This is a genomic window from Dechloromonas sp. ZS-1 (genome assembly GCF_039649255.1).
GTDB lineage: Bacteria > Pseudomonadota > Gammaproteobacteria > Burkholderiales > Rhodocyclaceae > Azonexus.
Genome location: NZ_JBDIYD010000003.1, coordinates 98,895 through 124,671, shown reverse-complemented (window position 1 = coordinate 124,671; position 25,777 = coordinate 98,895). Strand labels below are relative to the sequence as shown.

16 protein-coding genes are annotated in these 25,777 nt (G+C 63.1%); 11 read left to right on the top strand and 5 right to left on the bottom strand.

Annotated features, from left to right (window positions below; genetic code table 11):
• Positions 1-47: 47 nt before the first annotated feature.
• From AACO21_RS05640 to AACO21_RS05595, 10 genes are all read left to right on the top strand, one after another.
• On the top strand, positions 48-971 hold the full coding sequence (locus tag AACO21_RS05640) for a CobD/CbiB family protein (RefSeq protein WP_346191527.1): 924 nt from the start codon (positions 48-50) through the stop codon (positions 969-971).
• Positions 972-996: 25 nt separating this feature from the next.
• Positions 997-2,178 carry an acetyl-CoA C-acyltransferase family protein gene (locus tag AACO21_RS05635; RefSeq protein ID WP_346191526.1) on the top strand — a complete coding sequence of 394 codons (1,182 nt, stop codon included), beginning with the start codon at positions 997-999 and terminating at the stop codon, positions 2,176-2,178.
• A gap of 213 nt (positions 2,179-2,391) precedes the next feature.
• Positions 2,392-3,813: a circularly permuted type 2 ATP-grasp protein gene (locus AACO21_RS05630; protein ID WP_346191525.1), complete on the top strand. Its 1,422-nt coding sequence runs from the start codon at positions 2,392-2,394 to the stop codon at positions 3,811-3,813.
• Positions 3,807-4,754, top strand: a complete 948-nt coding sequence (locus AACO21_RS05625) for an alpha-E domain-containing protein (protein WP_346191524.1) — start codon at positions 3,807-3,809, stop codon at positions 4,752-4,754. Before AACO21_RS05630 ends, AACO21_RS05625 begins: the two co-directional genes overlap by 7 nt.
• A gap of 71 nt (positions 4,755-4,825) precedes the next feature.
• The gene (locus tag AACO21_RS05620; RefSeq protein WP_346191523.1) at positions 4,826-5,953 is read left to right on the top strand and encodes an alanine--glyoxylate aminotransferase family protein; all 1,128 of its coding nucleotides are present in this window, start codon (positions 4,826-4,828) and stop codon (positions 5,951-5,953) included.
• Positions 5,954-6,104: 151 nt separating this feature from the next.
• Positions 6,105-9,431, top strand: coding sequence for a transglutaminase family protein (locus tag AACO21_RS05615; RefSeq protein ID WP_346191522.1), 3,327 nt, complete (start codon positions 6,105-6,107; stop codon positions 9,429-9,431).
• A 92-nt stretch (positions 9,432-9,523) separates the two neighbouring features.
• The gene (locus tag AACO21_RS05610) at positions 9,524-12,043 is read left to right on the top strand and encodes a circularly permuted type 2 ATP-grasp protein (protein ID WP_346191521.1); all 2,520 of its coding nucleotides are present in this window, start codon (positions 9,524-9,526) and stop codon (positions 12,041-12,043) included.
• 11 nt (positions 12,044-12,054) lie between these two features.
• A complete protein-coding gene (locus tag AACO21_RS05605) occupies positions 12,055-12,984 on the top strand; it encodes a transglutaminase family protein (protein ID WP_346191520.1) in 930 nt (309 codons plus the stop codon).
• Complete coding sequence (locus AACO21_RS05600; protein ID WP_346191519.1) at positions 12,981-14,198, top strand: TIGR03862 family flavoprotein; 1,218 nt, start codon at positions 12,981-12,983, stop codon at positions 14,196-14,198. The genes AACO21_RS05605 and AACO21_RS05600 overlap by 4 nt, the downstream gene beginning before the upstream one ends.
• Before the next feature lie 112 nt (positions 14,199-14,310).
• A complete protein-coding gene (locus tag AACO21_RS05595; RefSeq protein ID WP_346191518.1) occupies positions 14,311-15,210 on the top strand; it encodes a response regulator in 900 nt (299 codons plus the stop codon).
• A 41-nt stretch (positions 15,211-15,251) separates the two neighbouring features.
• Here the strand turns inward: AACO21_RS05595 and AACO21_RS05590 are convergent, their stop codons facing one another.
• The 5 genes from AACO21_RS05590 to AACO21_RS05570 form a co-directional block, all read right to left on the bottom strand.
• A complete protein-coding gene (locus AACO21_RS05590) occupies positions 15,252-18,779 on the bottom strand; it encodes a PAS domain S-box protein (RefSeq protein ID WP_346191517.1) in 3,528 nt (1,175 codons plus the stop codon).
• 5 nt (positions 18,780-18,784) lie between these two features.
• On the bottom strand, positions 18,785-21,880 hold the full coding sequence (locus AACO21_RS05585; RefSeq protein ID WP_346191516.1) for a PAS domain S-box protein: 3,096 nt from the start codon (positions 21,878-21,880) through the stop codon (positions 18,785-18,787).
• 18 nt (positions 21,881-21,898) lie between these two features.
• Positions 21,899-22,984 carry a two-component system response regulator gene (locus AACO21_RS05580; protein ID WP_346191515.1) on the bottom strand — a complete coding sequence of 362 codons (1,086 nt, stop codon included), beginning with the start codon at positions 22,982-22,984 and terminating at the stop codon, positions 21,899-21,901.
• Positions 22,985-23,065: 81 nt separating this feature from the next.
• Positions 23,066-23,923 carry a ribosome small subunit-dependent GTPase A gene (gene rsgA / locus AACO21_RS05575; protein ID WP_346191514.1) on the bottom strand — a complete coding sequence of 286 codons (858 nt, stop codon included), beginning with the start codon at positions 23,921-23,923 and terminating at the stop codon, positions 23,066-23,068.
• On the bottom strand, positions 23,923-25,167 hold the full coding sequence (locus AACO21_RS05570; RefSeq protein WP_346191513.1) for a M48 family metallopeptidase: 1,245 nt from the start codon (positions 25,165-25,167) through the stop codon (positions 23,923-23,925). Before AACO21_RS05570 ends, rsgA begins: the two co-directional genes overlap by 1 nt.
• A gap of 40 nt (positions 25,168-25,207) precedes the next feature.
• Between AACO21_RS05570 and orn the strand changes: the two genes are divergently transcribed.
• Positions 25,208-25,765 (top strand): oligoribonuclease, encoded by a 558-nt coding sequence (orn, locus tag AACO21_RS05565; protein WP_346191512.1) that lies wholly within the window; start codon positions 25,208-25,210, stop codon positions 25,763-25,765.
• The last annotated feature ends 12 nt before the right edge of the window (positions 25,766-25,777 follow it).

Below are 25,777 nucleotides of genomic sequence, written 5' to 3'. Positions count from 1 at the left end.
GTGAGCCTGATTGAATTTCTGCCCATAGAGGCCGTCGACGTCGCACCATGAGCCTGTTTTCCCTGATCGCCGTTTTCCTGCTGGAGCAACTGCAACCGCTGAATTACCGCCGTTTCGTGGCGGACCCGCTGGCGGCCTGGGCGGATTTCGTGGAGGGGCAGGTTAATGCCGGTGCGCACCGGCATGGCGTGCTCGCCTGGGGCATTGCGGTGGCCTTGCCCGTACTCGTGATCGGCGGGTTGTACGTTGCCCTCTGTGCCTTGAATCCGCTCTTTGGCTTCATCCTGAACGTACTGGTCTTGTACCTGACGATGGGCTTCCGGCAGTTCAGCCACCATTACACCGAAATCCAACTGGCGCTGCGTCTTGAGGATTTGCCGCGGGCGCGTGAACAACTCGCCGCCTGGCAGGGGCGCTCGGCCGATCATCTGGGCAGCGAGGCGATTGCCCGTCTCAGTATCGAGATGGCTTTGGCGGCCTCGCATCGCCATGTCTTTGCCGTGCTGTTCTGGTTTGTCCTGTTGCCCGGACCGTGCGGTGCCGTTCTCTACCGCCTGGCGCACATCGTCTACGAGCGCTGGTCGCGCCGTGAGATCGCGGAGGGAAACAATTTTGCTACATTTTCACAACGCATTTTCGGTATGATCGACTGGTTGCCGTTGCGTGCCACGGCCAGCGCTTTTGCCATCGTCGGTGATTTCGAGGATGCCGTGTATTGCTGGCGCAATCAGGCTGCCGCCTGGCCGGATCGCGATCTTGGGATCGTGCTGGCGGCAGGGGCGGGCGCGCTGGGGGTCGAACTCGGCTCGCCGATTGTCGATGGCAGCGAAGTGACGGATCGTGCCGCGCTGGGCGTGGGGGATCCGCCTGACGCCGATTTCATGCAAAGCGCCGTGGGGCTCGTCTGGCGAGCCACGGTGCTGTGGATGTTGTTGCTCTTTTTGTTGGGGCTCGCCAGTCTGGTGGGCTGAATCAATTTCTAGTGGAGGTGTTTACATGAGCAGAGAAGTTGTCGTTCTGAGCGCAGTCCGTTCCGCCATCGGTTCTTTCGGTGGTTCCCTGGCCGATTTCGAAACCAGCGAACTGGCCGGCATCGTGATGAAGGAAGCGGTTGCCCGCTCCAACGTCGATCCGCAGCAGATCAACTATGTCACCGTTGGCACCACCATGCCGACCGACTCCCGCTACGCTTACGCCTCCCGCGTTGCTTCCATTCAGGCCGGTCTGCCGATGGAGTCCGTGGCCATGCAGGTGTCCCGCCTGTGCGCCTCCGGCCTGCAGGGTATCGTCACGACCGCCCAGAACATCATGCTGAGCGATGCCGACTACGGGATCGGTGGCGGTGTCGAAGTCATGTCCAAGGCCGCTTACCTGATGCCGGCGCTGCGTTCCGGCGCCCGCATGGGTGACACCAAGGCCGTCGACTCCATGGTGGCCGTGCTGACCGACCCGTTTGGCGTCGGCCACATGGGTATCACCGCAGAAAACCTGGCTGCCAAGCATGGCATCACCCGCGAACAGCAGGACGAATTCGCCGCTGAGTCCCAGCGTCGTGCCGCTGCCGCACAGGATGCCGGTTACTTCAAGTCGCAGATCGTGCCGATCGTCAAGCAGACCCGCAAGGGCGAAGTGGTCTTCGATGCCGACGAGTACATCAAGCGTGGCACCACCGTCGAAACCCTGGCCAAGATGAAGCCGGCGTTCAAGAAGGACGGTACGGTCACCGCCGGTAACGCTTCCGGTATCAACGACGGCGCTGCCTTCTTCGTGCTGGCTGCAGCCGATGTGGCTGCCAAGAATGGCCAGAAGGCCATGGCCCGCATCGCTGGTTACGCCGTGGCCGGCGTGCCGAACGACGTCATGGGCGAAGGCCCGATCCCGGCGACCAAGCTGGCCCTGAAAAAGGCTGGCCTGACCCTGGATCAGATGGACGTCATCGAATCCAACGAAGCCTTTGCCGCGCAGGCCCTGTCGGTCTCCAAGGTGCTGGGTCTGGATCCGGCCAAGACCAACCCGAACGGCGGTGCCATCGCCCTGGGTCACCCGGTTGGCTGTTCCGGTGCCTTCATCGCAACCAAGGCCCTGTACGAACTGGAACGCATCGGCGGCAAGTACGCGCTGGTCACCATGTGTATCGGCGGCGGTCAGGGTATTGCGGTCATCTTCGAACGCGCCTGATGCAGCGACGGCCTTCCGGCCGTCTCGCCCCAAGCCCTGCCGGCCTGTGCCCGCAGGGCTTTTTCTTTGCACCACGCTGAGGCTGTATCGCACCGCGCTGGTGCGTATGTCATGTTTGGTGCAGGGAATGGCCTTGATTTGATGGATGTTTTTCGGGTGGCATGCTTGCTGCTGTAGTTAAGCCGGGAGCATCCTCAGAGACGAGTGTCCATCATGAACTTCTATAACGAGATGTATGACGCCAATGGTGGCGTCCGGGCGCATTACCAGGGGTACGATGCCTGGCTGAAATCAACGCCGAGCGAGCGCATCGAGCGCAAGCGGGCCGAGGCCGATCTGGCTTTTCACCGTGTCGGCATCACCTTTGCGGTGTATGGCGAAGAGGCGGGCAAGGAGCGGCTGATCCCGTTCGATATCGTGCCGCGCATCATTCCGGCCAGCGAGTGGAAAGCCCTGGAGCGCGGCATGCGCCAGCGCGTCAAGGCCTTGAACCTCTTCCTGTGGGACATCTATCACGATCAGGAAATCCTGAAGGCGGGCATCATTCCGGCCGAGCAGGTGCTGAACAATGCCCAGTACCGGCCGGTCATGCAGGGCGTTGATGTGCCGGGTGGCATCTACGCCCATATTGCCGGGGTCGATGTGGTACGGGCCGGGGCGGGCGAATTCTACGTGCTGGAAGACAACCTGCGCGTGCCCTCCGGCGTCTCCTACATGCTGGAAGACCGCAAGATGATGATGCGGCTTTTTCCTGAACTCTTCGCCAAGCACAAGGTGGCGCCGGTACAGCACTATCCGGACATGCTGCTGGAAAAACTGCGGGCGGTGGCACCGCAAGGCGTGGCCGATCCGACGGTGGTCGTGCTGACCCCCGGCGCGTATAACAGCGCCTATTTCGAACACAGCTTCCTGGCTCAGCAGATGGGTGTGGAACTGGTCGAGGGGCGCGATCTCTTCGTCAAGGACAATGTGGTCTATATGCGGACGACGCAGGGGCCGCAGCGGGTGGATGTGATCTATCGCCGCATCGATGACGACTTTCTCGATCCGCTCGCCTTCCGTCCGGATTCCGCACTCGGCGTGCCGGGCATCCTGAAGGCCTATCAGGCAGGCAATGTCACATTGGCCAATGCCATCGGGACCGGGGTGGCCGACGACAAGTCGATCTATCCCTATGTCCCGGAGATGATCCGCTTCTATTTGGACGAGTCGCCGATCCTGAACAACGTGCCGACCTACATGTGTCGCAAGCCGGAGGAATTGAAGTACGTCCTCGATCATCTGCCGGAGCTCGTCGTCAAGGAAGTGCACGGGGCCGGGGGGTACGGCATGCTGGTCGGGCCGGCCTCGACCAAGGAACAGATCGAGCGCTTTCGCCAGTTGCTGATTGCCAAGCCGGACGGCTACATCGCCCAGCCGACCTTGGCGCTGTCCAACTGCCCGACCTTTGTCGAGGAGGGCATTGCCCCGCGCCACCTCGATTTGCGGCCGTTCGTGCTGTCTTCGGGCAAGTGCGTGAACATGGTGCCGGGTGGCCTGACCCGGGTGGCCCTGACCAAGGGCTCGCTGGTGGTCAATTCGTCGCAGGGCGGCGGGACCAAGGATACCTGGGTGCTGGAGGATGAATCATGCTGAGCCGTACTGCCGATCACCTGTTCTGGATGTCGCGCTACATCGAGCGTGCCGAGAACCTCGCCCGTTTGCTCGATGTGACTTACCAGATGTCGCTCGTGCCGCAGTCCGAAAGCGCGGCGAATCAGAGCTGGCACGCGATCATCGCCCTGAACAGTCTGGAGGAGGCTTTCGCCGCCCGTTACGACACGGTCAACGGTGAAAATGTCCTCAAATTCATGGTCAGCGATCCCGATAACCTGTCGTCCATCCACAGCTGCCTGCGTCTGGCGCGTGAAAACGCCCATGCGGTGCGCGGCACGGTGACCACGGAAATGTGGGAAACCATGAACTACACCTGGCTGGAGGCCAAGGACCGCAAATTCGACCAGATTCTCAATGCCGGCATCGGCGAGTATTTCGACTGGGTCAAGATGCGCTCCTCGCTGTCGCGCGGGACCACGCTGGGCACCCTGCTGCAGGATGAGGCCTTCCACTTCATCCGCCTCGGCACCCTGCTCGAACGGGCGGACAACACGGCGCGCATCCTGGACATCAAGTACCACGGCCTGCATCCGCAAGCGGAAGAAGTGGCGACCGATTTCTACCAATGGGGTGCCTTGCTGCGGTCGGTCTCCGGCTTTGAGGTTTATCGCAAGGTCTATCGCGATGTGATCACGCCCGAGCGCGTTGCCGAACTGCTCATCCTCAATCAGGACATGCCGCGCTCCCTGCGTTTCTGCATGAAAGGCGTGCTCAAGAACCTGGAGTTGCTGGCCAATCGCCAATCCGGCGAAACCCGCCGTCAGGCCGGTCTGCTCGAAGCGCAATTGCGCTACGGGCGGGTCGAAGACATCCTGGCGGAGGGCCTGCATGAGTGGCTGACTGACTTCATGGATCGCATTTATCAGCTGGGCAACGGCATCAGTCGCGACTTCCTCGTGCCGATGGGCGAGGCGGCCTGAGCGCGGGGGATTGAAGCGGGCGGGGCGGCCCGCTATGCTGCGTGATTCCTCACCCAGCGCCGGAGCCGCCCATGTCCCGTTTGTTGCCCGCCGTCGATCCTGACGGCCTGCTCGAATTTTCGGTCGTCTATACCGACCGCTCCCTGAATCACATGTCGCAGGCCTTTCAGGGCGTCATGCGCGACCTCTCGCGCGGCCTGAAGCAGGTCTATGGCGCCACCTCGGTGGCCATCGTGCCGGGCGGGGGGACATATGGCATGGAGGCGGTGGCGCGTCAGTTCGCGACCGACCAGAAGTGCCTGGTCATCCGTAACGGCTGGTTCAGTTACCGCTGGACGCAGATTTTCGAGGCGGGGCGCATCCCGGCCTCGGCCCAGGTTCTGAAGGCCGGCCAGATCAGTGCCGGCGATACCGCCCCCTTCGCGCCGCCGCCGGTCGACACCGTGGTGGCGACCATTTTGCGCGAGCGTCCGGCCGTGGTTTTTGCCCCGCATGTGGAAACGGCGGCCGGCATGATCCTGCCTGACGATTACCTGAAAGCCGTCGGCGAGGCCGTGCGGGCAGTCGACGGCCTGTTCGTGCTCGATTGCATTGCCTCGGGCTGCGCCTGGGTCGATATGCGTGCCTGCGGTGTCGATGTCCTGATCAGCGCCCCGCAAAAAGGCTGGAGCTCGACGCCCTGTGCCGCCCTGGTCATGCTGGGCAAGCGCGCCCGGGCTCGCATCGATGGCACGACGAGCACCAGCTTTGCCTGCGACCTGAAGAAGTGGCTGCAGATCATGGAAACCTATGAAGCCGGTGGCCATGCCTATCACGCCACGATGCCCACTGACGGCCTGGCCCAGTTGCACGCCACCTGGCTGGAAATGGAACAGATCGGCTTCGAGGCCTTGCGCGAGGCGCAATGGGCGCTGGGCCGCTCGGTGCGCGCCCTGCTTGCCGAGGCGGGTTATCCCAGCGTGGCCGCCCCGGGTTTCGAGGCGCCGGGCGTGGTCGTGAGCTATACGACCGATCCGGATATTCAGAATGCCAAGAAATTCATCGCCCTCGGCCTGCAGACTGCCGCGGGCGTGCCCTTGCAATGCGACGAGCCGGCCGGCTTCCGGACCTTCCGGATCGGTCTCTTCGGGCTCGATAAACTGACTCAGCCCGAGCGGACGGTGGATGCCCTGCGTACCGCCCTGGGCCAGCTCGGCTGAGGCACCGAAGCGGTGCGAGGCAGCCTGAAAGCAGCCTCGCACTGGTGCATGCAGGCAATGCCCCTGCCATGAAATTCAATTAAAACAGCGTTTTACAGCCTGGTTCGCGTCTTGCTATCGGGATGGCTGAGTCCATTTCGGGAGCTGTCCTGTGTCCATTCATGTTGCGCTGAACCACGTCACCACGTATCGCTATGACCGCCTGATCAATCTCGGGCCGCAAGTGATCCGCCTGCGTCCCTGCCCGCATGCCCGGACGCGGGTTTTGTCCTATGCCCTGAAAGTCGGCCCGGACAAGCATTTCATCAACTGGCAGCAGGATCCCCAGGGCAATTATCTGGCGCGCCTTGTGTTCCCCGAGCCGACCCGGGAGTTCAGCATCGAGGTCGATGTGGTTGCCGAAATGTCGGTGATCAATCCCTTCGACTTCTTCCTCGAGCCGCATGCCGAGCAGGTGCCGTTTACCTATGAGGCCTGGCAGCGTCACGAGCTGGCGCCCTTCCTCTATGCCGTGCCCGGCGGCCCGGCGTTTGAGGCCTATCTCGCCGGGATTTCGCGCGAACCGGCGCGCAGTGTCGATTTTCTCGTTGCCCTCAATGCCCAGCTGCAGCGTGACATCCGCTACACGATCCGGATGGAGCCGGGCGTGCAGACGCCGGAAGAAACCCTGAGCAAGCGTTCCGGCTCCTGTCGTGATTCGGCCTGGTTGCTGGTTCAGCTGTTGCGTCACCTCGGGCTGGCGGCCCGTTTCGTTTCCGGCTATCTGATCCAGTTGACCGCCGACGTCAAGCCGCTCGATGGCCCGGGCGGCCCCGATGCCGATTTCACCGACCTGCACGCCTGGTGTGAAGTTTATCTGCCGGGGGCGGGCTGGGTCGGGCTCGACCCGACCTCCGGGCTCTTCGCCGGGGAGGGGCACATTCCGCTCGCCTGTACGCCGGAGCCGGCCTCGGCGGCGCCGGTCACGGGCTGCCTCGACGAATGCGAAACCACCTTCGAGCATCAGATGAGCGTGACCCGGATCTGGGAAGCGCCCCGTGTCACCAAACCCTATACCGACGCGCAGTGGGCCGAGATCGATGCGCTGGGCGGGCAGATCGATGCCCGCCTGCAGGCAATGGATGTCCGCCTCACGCAAGGCGGCGAACCGACCTTCATCGCGGCCGATGATCCGGATGGGGCGGAATGGAACACCGATGCCCTCGGGCCGACCAAGCGTGTGCGCGCCACCGAACTTTTCCACCGCCTGCGCGAGAAATACGGGCCGCACGGGCTGATGCATTTTGGCCAGGGCAAGTGGTATCCCGGCGAACAGCTGCCGCGCTGGTCGCTCAACTGCTTCTGGCGCAAGGATGGCGAACCGATCTGGCCGACGCCGCGCCTGTATGCCAACGAAAAGCTCGATTACGGCGCAACCAGCGCCCATTCCGCGCTGTTCCTGTCGCGTGTCGCGGAAAAGCTGGGACTGGCGGCGAAATACGTCTTCCCGGCCTACGAAGATGTTTTCTACTACCTCTGGCGCGAACGCCGCCTGCCCGCCAACGTCGATCCCTTCGATGCCCGTCTGGACGATCCGCTGGAGCGCGAACGTCTGGCCAAGGTATTTGCGCAGGGTTTGTCGCACACGGTCGGGCATGTCCTGCCGATCATGAAAAATACCGCCCAGGTCTGGCAGACCGGCCCGTGGTTCCTGCGCACGGAGCGCTGCTATCTGGTGCCGGGCGATTCGCCCCTGGGCTACCGCCTGCCGCTCGATTCACAGCCCTGGACGGCGCGCAGCGAGTTCCCCTATGTGCATGCGCCGGATGCCGCCGCCTGCCAGGGGCCTCTGCCTGCTGCCGCCCATTTGCGGGCACGGGCGGCGTCGACCGTCGGACAGGCGCAGGCCACGCAGCAGGCTACGCGCGGTCGCCATCCCTGGGAGAAGGCGTCCGAGACCGTGCCGGGCTTCAAGGAATCGGCCGCCTGGATCACGCGCCTTGCCATGTGTGCCGAGCCGCGCGATGGCCGCCTGTACATCTTCATGCCGCCGACGCAGTGTCTGGAGGATTACCTGGAAATCGTGGCCGCGGTGGCGTCGACCGCCGAGGAGATGGACATGCCGGTCATCCTCGAAGGCTACGAGCCGCCCGCCGACCCGCGTCTGACGCATTTCCGCGTGACGCCCGATCCGGGCGTGATCGAGGTCAATATCCATCCGGCCAAGAGTTGGGCGCAACTGGTTGATCAGACGACGCATCTCTACGAGGCCGCCCACCAGTCGCGTCTGACTTCCGAAAAGTTCATGCTCGACGGTCGCCACACCGGCACCGGCGGCGGCAATCATTTTGTCCTTGGGGGCGCCACGCCGGCCGATTCGCCTTTCCTGCGCCGTCCCGACCTGCTGCGCAGCCTGGTCGCTTACTGGCACAACCATCCGAGCTTGTCCTACCTGTTCTCCGGCCTGTTCATCGGCCCGACCAGCCAGGCGCCGCGCATCGACGAGGCGCGCAACGACAGCCTCTATGAACTCGAAATCGCTTTCCGCCAGATTCCGCCGCTCGGCGAAGCCTGTCCGCCCTGGTTGGTGGATCGGCTGTTCCGTAACCTGCTGGTCGATGTGACCGGCAATACCCACCGTTCGGAATTCTGCATCGACAAGCTGTTTTCCCCGGACGGTCCGACCGGACGCCTGGGGCTGCTTGAGTTGCGCGCCTTCGAAATGCCGCCGCACGCGCGCATGTCGCTGGCGCAGCAACTCCTGCTGCGCGGCCTGATCGCCCGGTTCTGGGAGGAGCCGTATGCGCCGCAGCGTCTGGTGCGCTGGGGGACCACGCTGCACGATCGTTTCATGCTGCCGCATTTTGTCGAGCAGGATTTCCGCGATGTGATCGAGGAAATGAACCTGGCCGGCTACGCCTTCCAGCCCGAGTGGTTCGCGCCGCATTTCGAATTCCGCTTCCCGAAGTACGGCGATTTTGCCGTCAAGGGGATGACCCTGGAGGTCCGTCATGCGCTCGAGCCCTGGCATGTCATGGGCGAAGAGGGGGCGATCGGCGGCACGGTGCGCTATGTCGATTCGTCCGTCGAGCGTGTGCAGGTGAAGGTCAGCGGCATGGCGCCCGATCGTTATGTGCTCACCTGCAATGGTGTGCCGGTGCCGCTGCAACCCAGCGGGATCCAGGGCGAGTTCGTGGCGGGAGTGCGTTACCGCGCCTGGCAGCCGGCCTCCTGCCTGCATCCGACCATCGGTGTGCATGCGCCGCTGGTCTTCGATCTGGTGGATACCTGGATGCAGCGTTCGCTGGGCGGTTGCCAGTACCATGTGGCGCATCCGGGCGGGCGCAATTTCGATGTCTTTCCGGTCAATGCCTTCGAGGCCGAAAGCCGCCGTCTGGCGCGCTTCTTCCGCTTCGGGCATACGCCGGGCAGGGTGGAGGCCGGGGCGCCTGAAGTCAGCGCCGAGCATCCGTTTACGTTAGACTTGCGCCGTTTTTGACCGAAAAAGGCGCGTTGACCGCCGCTAAGGGCTGAAAAGCACCGCAAAGACCGCTTTTCAGCCTTTTTCACTGGCCCCCTTTTTCTTCACGCATGGCCCGTACCTTACTCGCAATCTATCCCCGGACCGCCGGTCGCTACGATGAACTGCTGCGCCCGGACGGCGACGTCCGTCCGCACTGGCGGCAGTTTTTCGGGCATCTGGACGACGTGTCGCCCGACGAGATGCATGCGCGTCTCGCGGTCGTCGATCGTCGCATCCAGGAAAACGGGGTGACCTACAACGTTTATGCCGAGCCGGGTGGTTCAGACCGGCCCTGGGCGCTCGATCCGCTGCCCCTGATCATTCCGCCGGATGAATGGGCCGAGATCGCGGCCGCCGTGGCCCAGCGGGCCAGCCTCTTCAATGCCATGCTGGGCGATCTTTACGGCGAACAGCGCTTGCTCGCCGAGGGCCTGCTGCCGCCGGCGCTGGTCTATGGCCAGCACGGCTATCTGTGGCCCTGCCACGGCATGCGCCCGCCGGGCGATGTCTGGCTGCATCACTATGCCGTCGATCTGGCGCGTTCGCCGGACGGTCAATGGTGGGCCATCGCGGACCGGACCCAGGCCCCGTCCGGGGCGGGATATGCGCTGGAAAACCGCCTGATCGTCTCGCATGTCTTCCCGGAAATGTTCCGCGATCTGCGGGTCGAGCATCTGGCCGGTTTCTTCGGCGACCAGCAAGCCGGCCTGGCGGCGCTGGCGCCGGTTGAGGGCGACGAACAGCCGCACATCGTCCTGCTGACGCCGGGGCCGTACAACGAAACCTACTTCGAGCACGCCTATCTGGCCCGGTATCTGGGCTACCCCTTGGTCGAAGGGCAGGATCTGACGGTGCGTGGCGACACCTTGTACCTGAAGACCCTGCGCGGCCTGAAGCGGGTGCATGTGGTCCTGCGCCGCCAGGACGACGATTTCTGCGATCCGCTGGAGTTACGGGGCGATTCCGCGCTCGGCATTCCCGGCTTGCTCAATGTCGCCCGGGCCGGTCGCGTGGCGATTGCCAACGCGCTGGGCAGCGGCCTGCTCGGCTCCGGCGCCCTGATGGGCTTCTTGCCGGCGATCAGCGAGCGGCTGCTCGGCGAGCCCCTGGCCATGCCGTCGGTGGCCACCTGGTGGTGCGGCGAAAAGCCCGCGCTGGAGTACGTGCGCGAGCATTTCGACGAACTGGTCATCAAGCCCGCCTACCCGACCCAGCGCATGGACCCGGTATTCGGCAACGAGCTGACCGGCGAAGCGCGCGCCGAGATGTTGCGCCGCATGGAAGCCCGTCCGCATGCCTATGTCGCTCAGGAAATGGTCAACCTGTCGCAGGCCCCGACCTGGAGCCGGGCGCATGAACGCCGCCTGCTGGCCCGGCCGGTCGGCCTGCGCGCTTACGCCGTGTGGACGCCGGATGGCTATTCCGTGATGCCGGGCGGTCTGGCCCGCGTGGCAACAGGGGCCAACACGCGCATCATCTCGATGCAGCGCGGTGGCGCCTCCAAGGATGCCTGGGTGCTGACCGATGGCCCAGTCAGCGACTTCACCCTGCTCAAGCCCTCGGTCGGGGTGCGGGATCTGGTGCGGGCCGGGGCCAATCTTTCCTCGCGCGTCGTCGAAAACCTGTTCTGGCTGGGGCGCTATTCAGAGCGCTTCGATGACAGCGCCCGCATGCTGCGCGTCGCGCTGTCGCGCCTTGTCGAAGCCGGCGGGAGCAAGACGCCGGCCGTCGATACCGCCTTGATGCTGGCCGAGAAACTCGGTGTTCTGCCGGAGCCGGACGAGGATGAGCCGGTCAAGGCGGGCAGCGAGCATGTCCTCCTCGAGGCGATTTATGATCCGAATCAGCCGGGCAGCCTGGCCGGCAACATCCGCAGCCTGATGTGGTCGGCCATGCACGTGCGCGAGCGTTTGTCGCTCGACCACTGGCATTCGCTCAACCGCTTGCAGCGCGAGCAGATGGCGGCGCAGAAAAAACATCCGTCGATGACTGAGGCGATGGCCTTCCTCGACCGCGTGCTGGGCGTTTCGTCGTCGCTCACCGGCTTTGCCATGGACAACATGACACGTGACGATGGCTGGCGCTTCCTGATCATCGGTCGTCGCCTGGAGCGGCTGAGCTTCCTGAGCCAGACGCTGGCATCCTTCCTGCGCATGGGGGCGGCGGAGCGCGCCGGCTGCCTTGAGTGGCTGCTCGAACTCGCCGATTCGATCATCACCTATCGTTCCCGCTATTCCCGCACGCCGGAACTCTTGCCGGTGCTCGATCTGCTCGTCTTTGACGACAGCAATCCGCACGGTGTCCTCTTTCAGGGCATGGCGCTGGCCCGTTATCTGGATCGTCTGTGCCGCGACTTGGCGTTGCCGCGCGAAGATCGGCTGGCGCTGGCACTCGATGAATTGCGCAGCTTCGATCTGACCCGCTTCGAGCAGGGGGGCGGTCTGCGTCGCCGTCAGGGCTCGCCGATCGACGGCTTGGCAGCGCGCCTGGAGCAGTTGGACGAGGCCGCAGGGCATCTGTCCGATTGGCTGGCCATGCGCTTCTTTACCCATGTCGGCGATGTCAGCCGGCAGACCATGGCCTTGTGAGCCCGATGACGATGTCCGCACCTGAACCGGTTCTCTATCACGTGCTGCACGAGACGCGTTACGTCTACGGCAGCCCGGTCAGCCTCTCGCAGCAGCAACTGCATTTGTCGCCGCGCATCCTGGCCTGGCAGCAGATCGATAGCCAGCAGATCGATATCCTGCCGGCACCCTCCTGGCGGCGCGATGGCATTGATGCCTTTGGCAATCCGGTGACCTGGGTGGCTTTTCATGCGCCGCATGAGGCCTTGTTCATTCGCTCGGTGATGACGGTGGCCGTCACGCCGCACGTGCCGGCCGATCTCGCGGATTCACCCGCCTGGGAAAGCGTGCGCGATTGTCTGGCCTACGATGCGTCGGCGCCGGATGAGGCGGCCCTGGATGCCTGCCGGTTCTTGTTCGAAAGTCCCTATGTGCGGATCAAGCATGAACTGGCGGCGTATGCAGCAGACTGCTTTCCGCCGGCGCGCCCGGTTTTGCTCGGCGTACAGGCCCTGATGGCGAAGATTTTCCGGGAATTCAAGTTCGATCCGGCCGCCACCACGGTGTCGACCCCGGTCCTCGAGGTCCTGGAAAAGAAACGCGGCGTCTGCCAGGATTTCGCGCACCTGATGATTGCCTGTTTGCGCTCGCTCGGTCTGGCCGCGCGCTATGTCAGCGGCTACCTGCTGACGCGTCCGCCGCCCGGCAAGCCCCGACTGATCGGTGCCGATGCGTCGCATGCCTGGGTTTCCGTTTATGTGCCGGGGCAGGGCTGGGTAGATTTCGATCCGACCAATAACCTCTTGCCGGACACCGAACACATCACCATCGCCTTTGGCCGGGATTTCGGCGACATTTCGCCCCTGCGCGGCATCATTCTCGGCGGGGGCGGGCATGAGCCCGAGGTTGCCGTCACGGTGACGCCGCTCGCCGAGGCGGCGCCGCCGGAGATCGATTCGTGAAACGGGTTGCCATCATCGGGGGCGGACCGGCCGGTCTGATGGCCGCCGAGCATCTGGCGACGGTCGACGGCCTGCAGGTCGATGTTTTCGACGCCATGCCCTCGCTCGGCCGCAAGTTTTTGATGGCCGGCAAGGGCGGCATGAACATCACGCACAGTGAAGCGTTGCCGACCTTCATCGGGCGCTATGGCGCGCGGGCGGCGGAAGTCGGGCGGATGGTCGAGGCGTTTCCGCCTGAAGCCTTGCGGGCCTGGATTCATGGCCTCGGTATCGAGACCTTTGTCGGGACCTCGGGCCGGGTTTTCCCGACCGAAATGAAGGCGGCGCCCCTGTTGCGCGCCTGGCTGCATCGGTTGCGCGAGGCCGGCGTGCGCTTTCATGTGCGGCATCGCTGGACGGGCTGGGATGAGCGCGGTCAGTTGCTGTTTTCGACCCCGCAGGGGCCGTTGACCGTCGCCCCGGACGCCTGCGTGCTGGCACTGGGGGGCGGCAGCTGGGCGCGCCTGGGATCGGATGGCGCCTGGGTCAGTATCCTGCAGGCGAAAGCGATTCCCGTTGCCCCCTTGCGTCCGGCCAACTGCGGTTTTGATGTGGACTGGAGTCCGGTGTTTCGCGAGCGTTTTGCCGGCGCGCCGGTCAAGGCGGTGATTGCGACGGTGGGTCGCCTGCGCCAGCAGGGGGAATTCAACATCACGGCCAACGGGATCGAGGGCGGGCTCATTTATGCCGTGTCGGCCCCATTGCGCGACCAGTTGGCGGCCGGTGAGGCCGGGACGCTCTCGCTGGATCTTGCGCCGGGCCGTGATCTGGCCCGACTGAGCGCCGACCTGGCCAAGCCGCGCGGCCGTGACTCCTTGTCCAATCACCTGCGGCGGCGAGCCGGCATCGAGGGCGTCAAGGCGGCCTTGCTCCGGGAATGCTGTACGCCGGAGACACTGAATCATCCCGCGACGCTGGCTGCTGCGATCAAAGCCTTGCCTGTGCAGGTGGCGGCACCGCGCCCGCTGGATGAAGCGATCAGTTCGGGCGGCGGGGTCGCATTCGACGCCCTGAACGAACATTTGATGCTTGCGGCATTGCCCGGCTGTTTCGTGGCGGGCGAGATGCTCGACTGGGAGGCGCCAACCGGGGGCTATCTGCTCACGGCCTGTTTTGCCAGCGGCCGTTGTGCGGCCTTGGGCGTGGCAGAATGGCTGGCGAATATCACGAAGTGATGATTTTGTTATTTTTGTTCATTATTTAGATTTTTCTCCCACGCAAGGGGAAAAATCGGTTACTCTTGCGGACGTACCCGATCACGGATACCGATCGGGCAGTTCGGGAGCAATGAACTTGGATCAAACCTGTGTGCTGGTGGTCGACGATGAGCCGATCGGACGCGAAACCCTGGTCGAAAATCTGACCGAAGAGGGGTATTGCGTCGTCGAAGCCAGCAGCGGGCAGGCCGCCTGGGCCTTGCTGGATGCCGAGCCGCAACGTTTTGATGCGATCCTGCTGGATCGCATGATGCCCGACATGGATGGCATCGAAATCCTCCGCCGCGTCAAATCCCGTCCTGAAATGATGGAAGTCCCGGTCATCATGCAGACCGGCATGTCCGGGGATGGCGATATTCTGGACGGTTTGCGCGCCGGTGCGTATTACTACCTGACCAAGCCTTTCTCCGCCGATACGCTGCTGGCCATCGTGGCCGCGGCGACCCGCGATTATCGCGGTCACCGCTTGCTCGCCGAGGAAGTGCAGCGCCAGGGCAAGATGCTGACCTGCCTGGAGCAGGCCCGCTTTGTCTTCCGTACCCCGGACGAAGCACGCAATCTGGCGACCCTGGTGGCCAATGCGGCGCCGGACCCCGGGCGTGTCGTGCTCGGCTTGTCCGAACTCATGTTGAACGCCATCGAGCATGGCAACCTGGGCATCGGGTATGACGAAAAAACCCGCCTGCTCGAAGCCGGCTGCCTGCAGGATGAAATCGCCCGTTTGCTCACTCAGGCGCCGTTCTCCGGACGGCGTGCGGTCCTCGAAATCGAGCGGACGGCGGACAGCCTCTCTTTCCTGATCCGCGACGAAGGGCAGGGCTTCGACTGGAACGGCTATCTTGAAATGAGCCCGGATCGTGCTTTTGATACGCACGGCCGCGGTATTGCCATGTCCCGCATGATCAGCTTTGATGCGCTGGAGTACCGTGGCAGGGGCAACGAGGTCTGCGCCGTCATCCGCCTCGCCTGAGGGGGCTTGAGTGGGGCTGGCGGCGTGCCAGACCCCGCGTCTCAAATCTGTTTTTCCGCCTCGCGAATCAGGCTCAGGGCTGCGTCGAAGTCGAAGTTCGACACGGCCGTTTCGAATGCACCGTGACGCGCGCCCAGCCCTTCGCGCAGGGCTGCCCGATTTTCCTTGAGTAGCATCAGGCAGCCGAGGTCGCTCTCCGTCAGGAGTTGGCGCATGCTGCTCAGCACCTGTTGAATTTCGTCCGGCGTGACCGGGCTGCTTTCCGGCGTCGGGCTCTGCGCTACCAGCACAGTGGCCAGCTGATGTGCTATTTCGTGATAGCGGCTCTCGCACTCCGCGAGCAGGGCGGGCACGCCGGGCTCCTGGTTGCGGATGGCCGCTTCCAGCTTGCTGGCAATGGTGTGTACCGGCGTAATCCCCAGCGTGGCAGCCGCTCCTTTGAGTGAATGGGCCAGGCGGCGGGCTTCATCATCGTGGCCATGACGACGGGCCTGGCGTATGGCCGCAAAGTCACCCGCATGGGTTTCGGCAAATTTGCCCAGTAAGCGGGCGTAGCTGTCGAGCCGGCCACGGACGGCATGCAGACCGGCCGCGACATCCAGGCCGATGACGCTGTTCAGGCGCTGTTCCAGCGGGGGCATGGTGCTCGGCAAGTCGTACCGGATGGCCTGGGTGCTGGCGGCAGCATGCTCCGGGGCGAGCCAGGTGGCGATGGCGTGATACAGCACTTCCGGCTGGACAGGCTTGGGCACATGGTCGTTCATGCCCGCAGCAAAGCAGGCATTCCGGTCTTCGCTGAAGGCATTGGCCGTCATGGCGAGAATGGGGACGGTGCGATAAGCGGGCAGGCTGCGAATGAAGCGGGTGGCCTCCAGGCCGTCCATGACCGGCATCTGCATGTCCATCAGGATGAGGTCGTAGGGCTGTGCTTGCACGCGTTCGCAGGCGATTTTGCCATCGTCCGCGATGTCGACCGTCAGGCCGATGCTCTCCAGCAGTTCCCGCGTGACTTCCTGATTGATCGGATTGTCTTCGACGAGCAGGACGCGCATGGCCTGGTAACAGGCTTGCATCCCGCTTGCCGGGGGCATGGCTGGGAGGCCGGGCGTGGCCGGGCTGAGTACAGCGGGCGTGTCGATGCCGAGGCAGGCGGTAAACCAGAAGGTACTGCCTTGCCCCATGTGGCTGATGACGCCGGTTTCGCCTTGCATGGCTTCGGCCAGTTTGCGCGAGATGGCCAGGCCCAGGCCTGTCCCGCCGTAACGGCGCGTGGTCGATGTATCGGCCTGCTCAAAGGGCTGGAAGAGGCGTTGCTGGATGTCTTGGGGAATGCCGATCCCGGTGTCCTGTACCTCGAAGCGAATCCGGATGCCGTCCTGGCAGCGGCTCTCCTGAAAAGCGCGCAGGGTGATGTGACCGCGCTCGGTGAATTTCAGGGCATTGGTCAGGTAATTGAGCAGGATCTGCTGCAAACGCAGGGCATCGCCCATCAGGGTGCCGGGTAGCTCCGGATCGATGTGGGTCAGGATGGGCAGGCCGCGGTTTTCACTGCGTTCGGAGACCATGCCGATGACGTTCTTGAACAGGGTGTCGAGGCAGAGCGGCCGTGCTTCGAGGACCAGTTTTTCTGCTTCGATCTTCGAAAAATCGAGGATGTCGTTGATGATCGCCAGCAGGTTCTGGGCCGCATTGGAAACCTTGGTCAGGCGTTGCTGCTGTTCCGGCTCCTGGCTTTCCCGCAGGGAAATGTGGGTGAGGCCCAGGATGGCATTCATCGGGGTACGGATTTCATGGCTCATGTTGGCCAGGAAGGCGCTCTTGGCGTGGCTGGCGGCTTCGGCCTGTTCCTTGGCCTGACGCAGTTCATGTGTCCGCTCTTCAACCAGGCGCTGAAGGTGATGCCGGTGCTGCTCCAGTTCGGCCTCGATCCGTTTTTTCTCGGTGATGTCTTCCTTGATCGCCAGATAATGCGTGACGCTGCCATCCGGCTGGCGAATCGGCGAGATGATGGCGAATTCGGTGTAAGTCTGGCCATTCTTGCGCCGGTTGGTGAATTCGCCGCGCCAGATTTCGCCACGCTGCAAGGTGGTCCACAGCTGCTGGAAGGTGGCAGCTGGCGTCAGGCCGGAGTGGAGAATCGCCGGATTTTCGCCGATCACTTCGTGTGGACCGTAGCCGGTCACCCGCGTGAAGGCTGCGTTCACGTACTCGATCTTCGGTTCCAGGTTGGTGATGACGATGCTGTGCGGGCTTTGCTCGATGGCCTGGGTGCGTTTGCGCAGGTTCTCTTCTGCCTCGCGTTGTTCGGTGATGTCCTGGATGGTCCCGAACATCCGGGTCATCCAGCCGTTTTCGTCCATTTCCATCTCGCCGATGCCGTGCACGTGGCAGAGCGCGCCGTCATCGCGCCGGATAATGCGGTAATGGATGTCGAAATGGGTTTGCCGGGTTCGGATCAGGTGGCGGAAATCGGCCTTGAGCAGGGCGCGATCATCGGGGTGGACGATCTCCATCCAGCTCTGGTTGGAGCGGACGAAATCGGCATCGATCCCGAAGATTTCGTCCAGCATGGGGGAACTGCGCCAGCGATCCAGGTGCGGGTCGAATTCAAAATGGCCGAGGCGGGCCATGCGTTCAGCCTGACGCAGATTGAATTCGCGCTTGATGAGGGCAGCGCGCGAACGCTGCATGGCAATGCCGATGCTGATCTCGCCAGCCAGATTGCAGAGCATCTGGATTTCCTGGTCATCGAAGACATTCGCCCGGTCTGCATAAAGATTCAGCGTGCCGATGACCTTCCCTTCGACACGCAACGGCAGCGAGACCGTCGAACGGGCGCCGGTGGCGAGGGCAAAGGCATGCCAGCGGTGGTAGCTCGGGTCGTTCAGAATGTCCTGAATGACCACCGGCACGCCGTTGCGAATGGCGCGTCCGGTCGGGCCCTGGCCGCTTGGCACATCCGCCCAGCTGACATCCAGATCGGCCACCAGTTGCCGAATCACGTCCGAGGCGACCAGCGGCAAAACCTGCTTGTTTTGATCGTCGACCGCCTGGGATATCCAGGCATGCTGGTAGCCGCCCAGTTCGACCAGCTGGTTGCAGAGGTCTTCCAGCATGGCGACCTCGTTGTCGTGCCGGATCAGGGACTGCGCGGCACAGGTCATCAGATGCAGGGCACGATGCTGGGCGTCCTGCAGATGGGCCAGCGCATGGCGATGGCTGATGTTGAGGATGATGCCGGCGATGGCCTTGTGGTCCGGCAACCAGTCGGCACGCAATTCGACCCAGATATCCGTGGGGCCAAGTGCCGAGAGGCGGGCTTCGCACTGGAAACGCGACGATTGATGCCGGGTGAAGTCGTGCCAGGTGCTTTCCAGGCGAGCCCGGTCATCGGCGTGAAAGCAGGCATGAAACGCTGCTGGCGTGAGTTGGCTTGCGGCTTCGTTCAAGCCCAGCAGGCGTGCCGTTGCCGGGTCGATGGCGAAGATGCTGCGTTCCTGCATGAACTGCCAGGTGCCGGCCTGGCTGATTTCGGCCAGTAGTCGAGCGTGCGTGGGGTGGTGCGACATGGGCGTCAGGGTCCGTTGGCAGGCGGTGGTGGCAAGCTGTCGAGCAGGGCCTGGAGGTCGGCGCGCATGCGGGTGTGGGCGAGCTTGAGGGTGTCCAGTTGCCGATGAATATCGCTGGCATCGGCCTGGGTGCGGAGTGCGGCTTCCAGGGCAGCAGCGGCTTCCCGCACGGATTGGAGGCCGAGTGTCGCGGCTGCGCCTTTGAGCGTATGCGCCTGACGCGTCGCCTCATCCAGCCGTGATTGGTCGAGCGAGGTGGCGATCAGGAGCGGATCTTCGGCATGGTTGGCGATAAAGGCACCGAGCAGTCTCAAATAGCTCTTCATTCGGCCGCGGACCGCATTCAAGCCCAGGCTGGGATCGAGGCCGGGCACGGCACTCAGGCGATCCAGCACATTGCCTTCCGCGGCCGGGGTTCCAGGGCGGGGGGGCGTTGCCTGCGATGCCGTGCCTGCGGATGCACTGTTACCCTGAGGGGGCGGCAGCCACTTGAGCAGGGCGGTGTAGAGGTCGCTGGGATTGACGGGCTTGGGAACGTGGGCGTTCATGCCGGCTGCTTCGCAGACGGCTTTGTCTTCGCTGAAGGCATTGGCGGTCATGGCCAGCACGGGAATGCCTGCCTTGACCGGATCGGGCAGGGCGCGAATGCGGCGGCAGGCCTCCAGGCCGTCCATCACGGGCATCTGCACATCCATCAGGATCAGGTCGTAGTGCTGTTGCTGAAGCTTGTCGAGGGCCTCTTGCCCGTTGTTGGCCACATCCGCTTCAAGGCCGACTGTTCTCAGGAGATCGAGTGCCACTTCCTGGTTGATCTGATTGTCTTCGGCCAGCAGGATGCGGCAATGGGCAAAACGGGTGGCAAAGGGATCGTTGACCGTCGGAGCGTGGCTCATGCGTGCCGGCTCCTCGGTTTCCTGCCCCTGCCCGAGGTGCGCGGTGAACCAGAAGGTGCTGCCTTTGCCGACCTCGCTGCTCAGCCCTGTATCGCCTCCCATCAGGCGGGCCAGGCGGCGGGCGATGGCGAGGCCGAGCCCGGTCCCGCCAAAGCGCCGGGTCATCGATTGGTCGCCTTGCTCAAACACCTCGAAGAGCCGGGTTTGCTGATCCTGCGGGATGCCGATGCCGGTATCGGTCACGGCAAAACGGACCAGAAAGCCTTCTTCGTCTTGTGCTGTGAGGCGGACATCCACATCGATGCTGCCGTGCTCGGTGAATTTGGCCGCATTGGAGAGATAGTTCAGCAAGATCTGACCGAGGCGCAGGGCGTCGCCATGCAGGCACTTGGGCAGTGCCGGGTCGAGCGTGTAATGGAAGCGGACCTGATGGGAGGCAATCTGGTCGGCAATCAGTGCCTCGGTTTCCTCGATCAGGCGTGGCAGCCAGAAATCGGCGGGGGCCAGCTCCAGTTTGCCTGCCTCGATTTTGGAGATATCGAGAATCTGGTTGATGATCGAGAGCAGGTGGTGGGCGGCGGTGTCGATCTTGCTCAGGCGCTCATGCTGGCTATGGTCCGAGGTCTGGGATTCAACGAGGTGGGTCAGGCCGATGATGGCATTCATGGGCGTACGGATTTCGTGGCTCATGTTGGCCAGGAAGGTACTCTTGGCGCGATTGGCTTCTTCAGCCTGCTGGCGGGCCAGTTCGAGTTCCGCCGTGCGTGCCGTGACCAGTTCTTCCAGGTGATGCCGGTGGCGTTCCAGTTCCACTGCAGCGTGGCGCTGTTCGTTGATGTCATCGATGAAGACCACGAGATGCGGCGTGTCTTCCATCATCACGCGCTCAGCTGAAATGCTGATGATGCGTTCCTTGCCGTCGCGTGACATGCCAATGCTTTCGAAGTCGATGACGCGGCCATCCTGTCGGATCATCTCGACCATCGCCAGCCGGTCTGCGTCATTCCCCCACAAGCCGGCTTCAAGGGTGGTTTTGCCGATCAGTTCCTCGCGCGTCCAGGCATATTCGCTGAGCAGCCGTTGATTGACATCGATGATGTGGCCATCCGTCATGCGTGTGATGCAGGCCGCAACAGGGGCGGCACGAAAGGCCGTGGCAAGACGGATTTCCAGTTGCAGGATTTCATCCTGAGCACGTTTGCGTTCCGAAACGTCGAGGGCAAAGACGAGGGCGTAGGCTTTTTCATGCAGGCGGATGATTTCGGCCGACAGGCTGACATCCAGCAACTGCTTGTCGTGCGTGACCCAGCTTGCCTGGTAGTCGCGCAGTGTGCCGGCTGCCTTGAGGGCGTTCAGCCAGGTCGCACGGGCATCCAGGGAAGGCCAGATACCGGCTGCGACGGCGCTGTTGCCGAGGAGTGATGCCTTGTCCCAGCCCAGCATTTCGGAGTAACGGGGGTTGATGTCGAGGAAGACGCCGGATTCAAGGTCGGAGATGGAAATCGCCGCCGGGCTGGCTTCGAAAGCAACCCGGAAACGTGCCTGCAATTCATGCTCATGCGTGATGTTGCGCCCGATACCCACCACCCCGATGGCTTTCCCGTGCGCATCGCGGACGGCGACCTTGGTGGTGTGCAGCAACTCTTCGTGCCCGTCGGCGGCATAGCGCACCCACTCCTCATTGCTCAGCGGCTGGCTTGCTGCCAGTGCGGCCTGATCGTGAGCTTGGAAAAAGCGGGCTTGTTCGGCATCGACAAAATCAAAGTCGGTCTTGCCGGCGATGTCGGAGAAAGGCGCGCCGTAGAGTGCGGAAAAACGGCGGTTGCAGAATAGATAGGCGCCGTTCTCATCCTTCATCCACACCGGATCGGGGATGGTGTCGATCAGGGCACGCAGGCGCGCGTGGTCGTCTTCCTGAGCCTGTTTGCCGAGCGCAACGGCAGCCTTGGCAGCAAGGATCGCCCTTTGCTGGAGCAGCAGGCGGGACTGCATGCGACGGATCAGGAGGGTGAGCAGGCCGGCGGTCAGGCCGATGAAAAACCAGCCTTTCAGGGTTTGGGCCTGTTGCTGATGGATGGGGTCGTCGATCAGGGCGGCCAGGAGGGCATCGGAACCGAGGATCCAGAGAACACCCAGCAGCAGATAGGGCAGGACAACCTGAGTCAGGGCTTCGCTGAGCGAACTGGCTGGAAGGCGGTCATCCGGCATGCGATGAGATCCCCGGGGCTAATCCGAATAGTTGTCTGCAATCCGGCAAAACACGTCGAACTGCCGGATAAAGGCGTCCACGACATCCGGGTCGAAGTGGCTGCCGCGTCCCTCTTCGATCAGAGCGCGGGCTTGATCGTAGGGCATGGGCGGCTTGTAGACCCGCCGGCAGATCAGGGCATCGAACACGTCGGCCAGCGCCATGAGCCGGGCGGAGACCGGGATGGCATCGCCCTTGAGGCCTTCGGGGTAACCGCTGCCATCCCATTTTTCATGATGGTAGTGGGCGATTTCCTTGGCAATGGAGAGAAACTCGACGGGGCGTTCGGCGTCGCGTTCGGCTTGTTCGATGGCGTCGCTACCCAGCTTGGCATGGGTTTTCATGATCTCCCACTCGTCCGGCGTCAGTTTTCCGGGCTTGAGCAGGATGTGGTCGGGAATGCCGACCTTGCCGATGTCGTGCAGCGGGGCCGATTTGGCGAGCATGTCGATGGTGCGGGCATCGAGCGAACTGGCAAAGCGCGGATGGGTCTGCAAGGCCAGTGCCAGAGTGCGGACATATTCCTGTGTGCGGCGCAGGTGGTTCCCGGTTTCCGGGTCGCGGGTTTCGGCCAGGCGGGCCAGGGCGTGAATGCTGATCTGCTGGATCAGCTGGTTTTCCCCCATCCGTCGCACGATTTCAGCTTCCAGATAGGTGTTCTGGTCGTGCAGGAAATCGCGGGCCCGCTTGAGTTCGAGTTGGCTGCGCACGCGGGCCAGGACGATGGCGGGGCGAATGGGCTTCGTGATGTAGTCGACCGCGCCGCAGTCGAGGCCGTATTCCTCATCCTCGGTGGCATCCATGGCCGTGACGAAGATGACCGGGATGCTGCGTGTTTTCTCGTGTGCCTTGAGTTCGTTGAGGACGGCATAGCCATCCATGTCCGGCATCATCACATCGAGCAGGATGAGGTCGGGGGGCGGGTGGCCCTGGGCAATCTGCAGGGCGCGACGGCCGTTGTTGGCCGCACGCACACGGTAGGTGGGATGCAGCAGCTCACCCAGGACGGCCAGGTTCTCGGGTGTGTCGTCGACAATCAGGATGGTGAATTGGCCGTCCGGCATGCTGTCCCCACTATTTGAACTTTTGCCAGATTATCAGATTTTCACCCGAAGCGTGCGAGTGTGATGTCGCGAGATGGAGATTTAGCTTCTGCCGACAATCCGGCAATAGGCCTCAAACCGCTTTTCACTGATTTCACCGGCGTCGACCGCCGCCTTGATCGCGCAGCCCGGCTCCTGATCGTGCCGACAATCCCGGAAACGACAGGCGCCGATGAAGGGGCGGAATTCGGGGAGTGCCGCTTCGATATCGTCACGGCTCAGATGTCCAAGGCCGAATGCCTGCAGGCCGGGTGAGTCGATCAGGTCGCTTTCCGGATCCAGGTGGTACAGGGTCGCGTGGGTGGTCGTGTGTTTGCCGGAGTCCAGGGCCTGGGAAATTTCCCGGGTGGCGGCGTTGGCCGCCGGGATCAGCGCATTGACCAGCGTGGATTTGCCCATCCCGGATTGGCCGACGAGCACATTGGTCTTGCCCTGCAGGGCCGGGCGCAGGTCTTCGGCGTGGTCGCGGGCCGAGAGTTCGAGGATGCGGTAGCCCAGGCCGGCCAGTGTGGCGAGGCGGGCGCGGGCGGCGGGCAGCTTGTCGGTAAGATCGATCTTGTTGAGGACGATCAGGATCTCGATCTCCTGACTGGTCGCGGCGAGCAGGGCCCGGGTGACCAGCTCTTCCGAAAAGGCCGGCTCGGTCGCCACGACAATGACCAGTTGGTCGACATTGGCGGCAATCAGCTTCTGACGGATCTCATTCGAGCGATAGAGCAGGCTGCGCCGGGGGCGGATGGCCTCGATGACGCCCTGGTCCTTGGAACTGCGCGCCACATCGACCTCATCGCCGCAGGCAATATCGCTTTTTTTGCCACGGGGAAAACACGGGAGCAGTTCGCCCCCTTCCAGTTCGATGTAATACTGGCGGCCATGGGCGGCAACGACACGGCCTTGCATCAGGTGGCTTCCTGCAGGTGGGCAATGCGCTGGGCGGCAGGCGGGTGCGAGTCGTAGAAAATGGAGTGCAGCGGGTCCGGGGTCAGCGTGCTGGCGTTGTCTTCGTAGAGTTTGACCAGGGCGCGCACCAAATCTTGCCGGTCGGCATGGGCGGCCGCGTAGGCGTCTGCTTCGAATTCGTCACGACGGGAGAGCAGGCTGCCGACCGGCGTCAGCGGGAAAGTGAACACTGGCATCACGAGGAAAAAGAGGATCAGTCCCAATGTGGTGTTCTGCGCCGGCAGGCCGAGTGCGGTGTAAAACCAGCTCGCATCGATGAGCTGTCCGAGCAGCCAGAGGAAGGCCAATGAGCTCAGGAACATCAAGGCAATGCGCTTGACGATGTGGCGGTGGTGGAAATGCCCCAGTTCATGCGCCAGCACGGCCTCGGTTTCGGCCGGGGTCAGGCGGCTGAGCAGGGTGTCGAAAAAGACGATCCGCTTGTTCTTGCCGAAGCCGGTGAAGTAGGCATTGCCGTGACTGGAGCGCTTGGACCCATCCATGACAAACAGGCCGGAGCTGCGAAAGCCACAGCGGGCGAGCAGGGCTTCGATGCGCTGCTTCATCTCGCCGTCTTCCAGCGGCTGGAATTTGTTGAAGAGGGGCGCGATCCAGGTCGGGTAGATGAACAGCATCAGGAGGTTGAACGCGCTCCAGAAGAGCCAGACATACAGCCACCACTGCTCGCCCATGCTTGCCATCAGCCAGAGTACGGCGAGGATCAGCGGCGTGCCGATGACGAGTCCCAGGGCCGTCTGTTTGCCGAGATCGCTGAAAAAGAGGCGCAGGGTCATGCGGTTGAAGCCGTGTCGGGCTTCGACGACGAATTGGCGGTAGAGCGAGAGGGGCAGATCGATCAGTGCGGAAATGCCCATCAGGCTGAAAATCATTGCCAGGCCATAACTCAGGCCGCTCAGCTGGGCTGACCAGAAGGCATGCAGGACGGCCAGTCCGCCACCCAGGGTCAGGGCGAGCAGGAGGCCGCCGTCGATCAGGTTTTCCAGAAGTGCTGTCCGGCTACGGTCGACGGTGTAATCGGCGGCTTTTTGGTGGGCACTCAGTGCGATGCGCTCGGCAAACTCTGCCGGGACCTGCTCGCGGTGCTGGGTGATGTGGCGGATGTGACGGAGTTTCAGCCATTGCCGGGTAGCCAGACTGAACAGGAAACAACCGAGGAAAAACTGGGTGAAATCGCTGGGGGCCAACTGTGAGAAAATCCTGTCTTTAAGTAAGTCAGGCAATTATATGGCAGGCAAAGCAAACAACCTCGTCTGGCTGGACATGGAAATGACCGGCTTGAATCCCGATGGCGACCGTATTCTCGAAATGGCCATCGTCGTCACGAACTCCGAGCTGGAGATGGTGGCAGAGTCGCCGGCTTGGGTCGTGCATCAGTCTGATGCGGTGCTGGCCGGCATGGACGAGTGGAACCAGACGACGCATGGCCGCTCGGGTCTGATCGACAAGGTGCGTGCTTCAACCCAGAGCGAGGCCGAGGTCGAGGCTGAGGCGCTGGCTTTCCTGGAGAAATATTCCCTGAAAGGACATTCTCCGATGTGCGGCAATTCGATCGGCCAGGATCGCCGTTTCATGGCGCGCTACATGCCGACGCTGGAAGCCTTTTTCCACTACCGCAATCTGGATGTCAGCACGCTGAAGGAACTGTGCAAGCGCTGGCAGCCGGAAATCCACAAGGGCTTCAAGAAGCAGGGGAAGCATACGGCGGTGGCCGATATCCATGAGTCCATCGAAGAGCTCAAGTATTACCGGGTGCATTTCCTGAAAGGGAGCACTGGCGCCTGAGTTGTCCGCCAC